Raw genomic sequence first — 7636 nt, forward strand, 5'->3', positions numbered from 1 at the left:
TCGCTCATCACGAAGGATTGCGCAGCTTGCGGATCTGCTCCTCGGCCGGCTGCAGCTTTGCGCCGTCGAGATAGGTGCCCGAGGGCATCACGCCCTTGCCGTCCTTCACCGCCGTGCGGCCGACGAAGATGCCGAGCGTGGACTGGTTGTCCTGAGGCCGGAACACCACCGGCCCGAAGGGCGAATCGAACTGCAGGCCCTTGAAGGCCGCGACCAGCTTCTCGGTGTCTGTGGAGCCGGCCTTCTGCACGCCCGCGGCGATGGCCTTCACCGTGGCATAGCCCACCACCGAGTTGAGGCGAGGATAGTCGTTGTACTTCTTCTGGTACGCGGCAAGAAAGGCCTTGTGCTCAGGCGTGTCGATGCTGGCGTAGGGGTAGCCGGTCACGATCCAGTTGGCGGGCGCGTCGTCCTTCAGCGGGTCGAGGTACTCGGGCTCGCCGGTCAGCAGGCTCACCACCTCGCGGCCCTCGAACAGGCCGCGGGTCTTGCCCTCGCGCGCCAGCTTGGTCAGGTCGCTGCCGAACATGACGTTGAAGATCGCATCCGGCTTGGCGTCGGCCAGCGCCTGCACCACGGCACCGGCGTCGATCTTGCCGAGCGGCGGCGATTGTTCGGCCACGAACTCGACGTCGGGCTGGGCCTTCTTCATGTTCTCCTTGAAGGCCGCCACCGCCGCCTGGCCGTATTCGTAGTTGGGGTAGACCAGCGCCCAGCGCTTCTTCTTCAGCTTGACGGCCTCGCTGATCACCGAGGCCGAGAGCGCATAGGTGCCGGAACGCAGCCGGTAGGTGTAGCGGTTGCCGTTGTCCCACACCACCTTGTCGCTGAGGGGCCCGGAGGCGAGGAAGAAGAACTTCTTCTGCTTGGCGAAATCGGTCAGCGCCAGCCCGACATGAGAGAGCGTCACGCCGGAGAGGATGTCGACCTTCTCGCGCGCGAGCAACTCCTCCGCCATGCGCACCGCGTCTCCGGGGTTGCCGTTGTCGTCGCGGAACACCGTCTCCAGCTTCTTGCCGAGCACGCCACCCGCGGCATTGATCTCTTCCTGCGCCAGCAGCCAGCCCTGCTTGTAGGGCACCAGGTTCTGCGGCAGGGCCTTGTAGCTGTTGATCTCGCCGATCTTGATGGTGCCTTGGGCGGCCGCTTGCGCGGCTGCGAAGCAGAGGCTGGCAGCGAGCAGGCGGGTGGACACGGAGGGCATGAGTTTCATGGCGAAGTCCTTTCTGGCGATGGCTGGGGACGGAGAAAAAGAAGAAGGTAGCGGCTCGTGGCTCAATCGGTCGCTTCGAAGCTGTACAGGCCAGCCGGGGAACACTGCGGATCCGGCTTTGCCGGGCCGCTGGTGTTGCCCCCGGTGAGGGGGTGGGCGGCTACACGAAGTGAGCCCACCTGGGGGAGACCTTCATTCGGCGGCCATTTCCTCGACGATGCGCCGCATCTTGATCGAGGAGCCGTCGAGAGCGAGATTGATCCGGTGCCACTGGCGCGGCTTGTCCTCGTTGCGCTGGATCGCCTCCAGCACGCGCTTGTCCTCGTTGAAGGCCATGCGCAGGTTGCTGCGCAGGCGCTCGTCCACGGCGGGGTCGGCGGGCGAGTTCTTCAGGCACAGCCAGTGCTGCACGCAACTGCGCTGGTCGATGGGCGTGATGAAGTGGCAGGCGTACATCTGGATGCAGTCGTCGCGGTTTCCCTCGGGCGCACCGGTCCCGGTGCGGGCGGAGCCGAAGTCGATCACCGCAATGCTGGGGGCGTGGTAGTGGTAGTAGTGCCAGCGGTCCACATTGCCCCCGAAGTCCTTGAGGCCTTCGAAGATCGGCATCAGCGGACCGTCGATCACCCAGCGCCAGGTCACGACCTTGTTGCCCTGGCGCTCGTGCTGCACGCGCGTTTCCTCGCGGCCCGCGCTCGCCAGCGTGGTCTGGTGCACGTAGACCACGTGGGTCGGGTCGCAGAGGTTGTCCGCCAGGCTCAGGTAGTTGGCCTGCACCGGCAGCGCGTCGCCCTCGACCACGCTGTAGGCCGGGTCGTCGTACTGCGGCAGGCGGAACACCTGGCTGCGGTCGGCCTTCTCGGCATCGCCCATCCACACCCAGACCATGCCCATGCTCTCGGCGGTGGGATAGCTGCGCACGCGGAAGCTCTCCGGCACGCGCGGCATGCCTGGCGCATGCACGCAGCGGCCGCTGCCGTCGAAGGTGAGGCCGTGGTAGGCGCATTCGATCGCGTCGCCGCACAGCCGGCCGATGGAAAGCGGCGCCAGCCGGTGCGGGCAGGCGTCTTCGAGTGCGGCGACGACGCCCTCCTCCGTGCGATACACCGCGAGATCCTCCTCGAGCACGCGGCGCGGGACGATCTCGCGCCCGATGTCCCGCGACCAGGCGAGCGGGTACCAGGCGTTGTAGGCGAAGGCGGTCATGGGCATCTGTCCTTTATGGGGGCCGGCGGCTTGCATGACGCGGAGCGCTGCAGAAAACGTGCCAGCAGTTAAGTAAGCAACTTCTCCAATTGAATGGAGAGAATACTTAATTTCGGTGCCTGCGTACACCGGGTTTGCACCGGGAAGCGGCATCGGCGTGCCGTCGTAGTCCACGCCGGGGCAAGCCGGCCCGGGTCAGTGGAAGTCCCGGCTCCTGCTGCTCTTGGCGAGCCGCCCCAGGAGCGGCGTCAGGTCCCTGAAGCCGGTGGCCACCAGATGCCGCACCTCGCCGCCGCTGTCCACGTCGCGCTGCCAGGTGCCCTGCACCGCGAGCAGGTGCGACTTGAGCAGCGGCTCGCGCCAGGCTTCGACGACGTGCTTCCAGACGATCACGTTGACGTTGCCGGTCTCGTCCTCGAGCGTGACGAAGATGGTTTCGTTCGCAGTCTGCGGGCGCTGGCGGCCCATGACAATGCCGCAGGCGCGCACGGTCTGGCCGCTGGGCAGGTCGCGCAGCTGCTCGGCGCTGCTGAGCCGCATGCGCGCGAGCCGCGGGCGCAGCAGTGCCAGCGGATGGCGGCGCAGCGTGAAGCCCAGCGAGGCGTAGTCGCCGACGATCTCCTCGCCCTCGGGCGCCAGCGGCAGCTGCAGCGCGCGCTCATGAATGGGCACGCCCTTGAGCAGCGCCGGCGCGCGGCGCTGCGCGGTGGCGTCCCAGACCTGCTGGCGCCGGTGGCCCGAGAGGGCGAGCAGCGCATCGGCCGCGGCGAGCGCGGCCATGTCCTTGGCATCGAGCTCGGCGCGCAGGGCCAGGTCCTCGGTGCTGGTGAAGGGGGCTTGGGTGCGGGCCACGACGATGCGCTTGGCGCCGGCTTCGCTGAGGCTGGAGATGCGGCGCAGGCCGAGGCGGACGGCGGGTTGGCGGGGGGTTCCCAGGCGAGTGGCGAAACGCGGCGGGATGGCTTGAGGGGGCTGCTGCCCCCATCCCGGCTTTTCCTCGGAGGGGGAAAGAGCCACAGCCGGGTCTTCGAGTGAGCAGTCGAGCTCGCTCGTCGTCACGTCGACTGCGCGCACCTCGACGCCATGCCGCCGCGCGTCCTGCACCAACTGAGAAGGCGAATAAAAGCCCATGGGCTGCGAATCGAGCATGGCGGCCAGGAAGCAGGCGGGCTCGTGCAGCTTGAGCCAGCAGCTAACGATCACCAGCAGCGCAAAGCTGGCGGCATGGCTTTCAGGAAAGCCGTATTCGCCGAAGCCCTGGACCTGCTTGAAGATGGCTTCGGAGAACTCGCGGTCGTAGCCGTTGTCGATCATGCCGCCGACCAGCGGCTCGTGGAACTTCTCGACGCCGCCCTTGCGCTTCCAGGCGGCCATCGAGCGGCGCAGGCGGTCGGCCTGGTCGGGCGTGAACTTGGCCGCGATCATCGCGATCTGCATCACCTGCTCCTGGAAGATCGGCACGCCGAGGGTGCGGCCCAGCGCCGGGATGAGGTCGGGATAGCGGTAGGCAATCTCGCCGTCCTTGCGGAGCTTCTCGCGGTTCTTCAGGTACGGATGCACCATGCCGCCCTGGATCGGCCCCGGCCGCACGATGGCTACCTCGATCACCAGGTCGTAGTAGCAGCGCGGCTTGAGGCGCGGCAGCATCGACATCTGCGCCCGGCTCTCGATCTGGAACACGCCGATGGTGTCGGCATCGCAGATCATGTCGAACACGGCTTCGTCGTCGTCCGGTATCTGGTGCATCTGCAGCGCCGTGCCGCGCCAGCCGTTGACCAGCGCCAGCGCACGCCGGATCGCGCTCAGCATGCCCAGGGCCAGCACGTCGACCTTGAGCATGCCCATGGCCTCGAGGTCGTCCTTCTCCCATTGGATGACGGAGCGGTCCTTCATGGATGCGTTCTCGACCGGCACCAGGCGCGTGAGCTTGCTCTGGGTGAGCACGAAGCCGCCCACGTGCTGGCTCAGGTGGCGCGGAAATCCGCGCAGCTGCTGCGTGAGCTCGATCCACTGCAGCAGCCGGGACATGTCTTCCTGCACGCCCGAGCGTTGCATCGCCTCTTCCAGCCGCTGGTCGAGCACCACGCCGTCGAACCAGTAGTGGTCCTTGGCGAATTCGTCGACCAGGCGCGCATCGATGCCCAGCGCCTTGCCCACGTCGCGCACCGCGCTGCGGGAGCGATAGCAGATCACGACCGCCGCAATGGCAGCCCGCTCGCGGCCGTACTTCTCGTAGATGTACTGGATCACCTCCTCGCGCCGCTGGTGCTCGAAGTCGACGTCGATGTCGGGCGGCTCGCGGCGTTCGCGGCTCAGGAAGCGCTCGAAGAGCAGGTTGCCGGTCTCGGGATCGATGGCGGTGATGCCCAGGCAGAAGCAGACCGCCGAATTGGCCGAGGAGCCGCGGCCCTGGCACAGGATGCTCCTGGAGCGCGCGAAGCGCACGATGTCTTCCACCGTGAGGAAGAACATCTCGTAGTGCATCTCGATGATCAGGTCGAGCTCGTGCCGGATCTGGCCCTGTACCTTGTCGGGAACGCCCTGCGGATACTTCTCGCGCGCGCCCTCCCAGGTCTTGCGCACCAGCGTCTGGGCCGGCGTCTCGCCTTCCGCCACGTTCTCGAGCGGGTACTTGTAGTGCTCGCGGATCACGTTCAGGTCGAAGGTGCAGCGCCGAGCGACCTCCATGGTGTTGGCCAGCAGCTCGGCCGGATAAAGGTTCGACAGGCGCAGCCGCGAACGCAGGTGCCGCTCGGCATTGGACTGCAGCGCGAAGCCGCATTCGGCGACCGCCCTGCCCTCGCGCACGGCCGCGATCACGTCCTGCAGCGGCTTGCGCGAGCGCACGTGCATGTGCACGTCGCCGGCCGCCACCAGCGGCACGCCGGCCTGCGCACCCACCTGCAGCAGCGTGACGAGCCAGAGGTCGTCGTCGAGCTCGTTGGGCAGCTCGGCCGCGATCCAGAGGTGGCCCGCGAAGAGGCGCGCGACCTCCGCCACATCGGCGCGGAGCGCTTCGGCATCGGGCGTGGCGCCGGGCGTGCGCAGGGGCACGAAGAGGATTTCGCAATCGCGCAGCGAGGCGAGGTCGCTGTCTTCCCAGCTCACCTCGTAGGTGCCCTTGGGTGCCGTGATGCGCGCGGCGGTGATGAACTCGCAGAGATTGCCCCAGCCTTCGAGATCGTGCGCGAGCGCCACCAGCTTGAAGCGCTCGAAGCGGAACTCGCTGCCGAACAGCAGCCGGAATGGGTGTAGTTGCGACGGATCGAGCGCTTCGAGCAGCTCCCGCAGCCCTTCGAACGCCCGCACCACGCCGGCCACCGAGCATTCGTCGGTGATCGCGAGCGCCTCGTAGCCGAGCTCGTAGGCGCGCTGCACGAGCTCCTCGGGATGCGAGGCGCCGCGCTGGAAGCTGAAGTTCGTGAGGCAGTGCAGCTCGGCATAGGACGGCAGGCCCGGCGTCATCGGAGTGATCGGCGGCCCGGCTGCCGGCTGGGGCAGCCGCGGCGGCAAGGCATGCACCGTGGCGGAGGCACGCGTGCGTTTCTGCATCTGCTTGTCGCTGAGTTCAGGCATACAGGCCTTGCAGGTACCAGCGCGGCGCCTCGGAAGTGAAGCAGGACGAAGGCCGCTCGCGGTAGATCCACACGAGACCGGCCTTCGGGCTTTCCGCGATGTAGTAGTCGCGCACCGCGGGCTGGCCTTCGCCCCACCAGCCGGTCTCTACGCGCTGCGGCCCGACCAGCTTGCGCAGCGGCCCCTGGTAGCACGGGCGTTCGCCTTGCATGTCCAGGCGCAAGGGCTCTCGCAGGAGCCAAGGTGGATAGATGGCGTCGGCCGCCTCGGGGCGGCCAGCCTCGGCCTGGGTCTTGTGCAATGCAGGCTGCCACGCCTGCCGGCACTCGGGCCGGTGATCGGCCCGCGCGGCCGCGCGCAGCACCTGCTGCGGCCCGAGCCGCGCGCTGAGGCGCTCGACCAGTTCGTGCAGCTTGTCGCCCTTGCGGTTGTCTTCCGGCAGGAAGCTGGTGCTGGCGCCGGCCCAGGGCGCGGTCTCGATCGAGCGCAGGCGCAGCCAGCTCGCGGGCGCGGCCAGGGTCGTGATCGCGAGCCGTTCGGACAGGAGGCGCCGCAGGTGCGCCATGTCCTGCGTGGCTTCGGCCGTTCGCACCGTGATCTGCTGGTGCGGCGGCAGCGCGACGCCGTCGAGTCGCTTCAGGTCGAGCGTCCACTGCAGTTCCAGCGCCAGCACGCCGCGCTGGCGCGCGCGCAGCCAGATCTGCAGCGCAGCCAGCAGGCGGTTGGCCGACCACATGAGCGCGGGCGCGCCCTCGGCCAGCGCGGGCAGCTCCAGCTTCTGCTCGAACACGTCGGGCAGTTGCAGCCAGTCATGGCTGTCGGGCGCGATGTCGTAGGCCACGTCCAGGGCCGCGCGCAAGGCCTTGCCGAAACGGCGCGTGAGGCCGCCGCGTGGCAGCTTTTCGACATCGCCCCAGCAGCGACAACCGAGATGCGACAGAACCGCGAGGTGATCGCGGGCCGCGCTCAGGGTGTCGAGGGGCAGTCCGGAGGGCAGCTCGTGCGGCGGCTGCTCGCCGCGCGCGAACATGCGCAACCGCGCCAGCGCGACCAGGCTGGTGGCGCCCTGTGCCCGCTGCACGGGGACGTCCGGCACCGGATTGAGCCGAGCGATCTCGCGCATCAAGGCCAGGCGCCCGCCCCACAGCCGCTCGCAGGCCGAGACTTCGAGCAGCAGGGCCTCGCCGTCGACCCAGGCGACGCGCGGCGTGAACTGCAGGGCCCACCAGCCGAGCGCCTCGGGCGATGGCAGCGGCACCTCCTTGGCAGACGCAACCTCAGGCGACCAGCGCAATGCGATCCAGTGCATGGCCTTGCTCCGGGTGGAGGTCGAGGCGGACCACGGTCGCGCCCTCGGTCTTGGGCGGCAGCGCGCCTTCCTGCTGCTGGCGCAGCTTGCGCCGGAGCTGGCCGGCCGCGAGCAGCGCCGTCATGCGCTCGCTGCGCGCCGGCAGTTGCAGGGGCCCTGCCAGCGGCGGGCCGCGGCGCTTGAGGATGTGGACGTCGATCTGCGCGGCATCTGCGGCGCAGGTGGCAAGCCGCAGGCGCAACCGCGCCGGTGAGGCCGAATGTTCCGCCGCGTCCGATCGAAAAACGAACAGCAGGCGGTCGTGCTGCGCCGCCGCGAGCTGCAGCCGCCGC

Annotated in this window: 4 protein-coding genes and 1 pseudogene; all 5 read right to left on the reverse strand. The window is 68.6% G+C overall.

Translation table 11 applies throughout. The annotated features are described in order from the left end of the window. Window positions 1-7 precede the first annotated feature (7 nt). The gene (locus tag APY03_RS23825) at window positions 8-1213 is read right to left on the reverse strand and encodes an ABC transporter substrate-binding protein (RefSeq protein WP_068680720.1); all 1206 of its coding nucleotides are present in this window, start codon (window positions 1211-1213) and stop codon (window positions 8-10) included. 192 nt (window positions 1214-1405) lie between these two features. Continuing rightward, a complete protein-coding gene (locus APY03_RS23830) occupies window positions 1406-2419 on the reverse strand; it encodes an aromatic ring-hydroxylating dioxygenase subunit alpha (protein ID WP_068680722.1) in 1014 nt (337 codons plus the stop codon). A 195-nt stretch (window positions 2420-2614) separates the two neighbouring features. Continuing rightward, entirely contained in the window at window positions 2615-5995 is a 3381-nt protein-coding gene (locus APY03_RS23835) for an error-prone DNA polymerase (RefSeq protein ID WP_068680724.1), read from the reverse strand. Beyond that, complete coding sequence (locus APY03_RS23840) at window positions 5988-7304, reverse strand: hypothetical protein (protein WP_068680726.1); 1317 nt, start codon at window positions 7302-7304, stop codon at window positions 5988-5990. Before APY03_RS23840 ends, APY03_RS23835 begins: the two co-directional genes overlap by 8 nt. Further along, window positions 7273-7636: pseudogene (locus APY03_RS44330) on the reverse strand (translesion DNA synthesis-associated protein ImuA); the annotation flags it as partial. The pseudogene APY03_RS44330 and the gene APY03_RS23840, both read right to left, overlap by 32 nt.

The sequence above is a fragment of the Variovorax sp. WDL1 genome (assembly GCF_001541225.1).
In the GTDB taxonomy this organism is placed as follows: Bacteria; Pseudomonadota; Gammaproteobacteria; order Burkholderiales; family Burkholderiaceae_C; genus Variovorax.

Excerpts from the sequence above, each read along its gene's own strand:
- APY03_RS23825 (WP_068680720.1), bottom strand. The coding sequence starts at position 1,213 with ATGAAACTCATGCCCTCCGTGTCCACCCGCCTGCTCGCTGCCAGCCTC.
- APY03_RS23830 (WP_068680722.1), bottom strand. The coding sequence starts at position 2,419 with ATGACCGCCTTCGCCTACAACGCCTGGTACCCGCTCGCCTGGTCGCGG.
- APY03_RS23835 (WP_068680724.1), bottom strand. The coding sequence starts at position 5,995 with ATGCCTGAACTCAGCGACAAGCAGATGCAGAAACGCACGCGTGCCTCC.
- APY03_RS23840 (WP_068680726.1), bottom strand. The coding sequence starts at position 7,304 with ATGCACTGGATCGCATTGCGCTGGTCGCCTGAGGTTGCGTCTGCCAAG.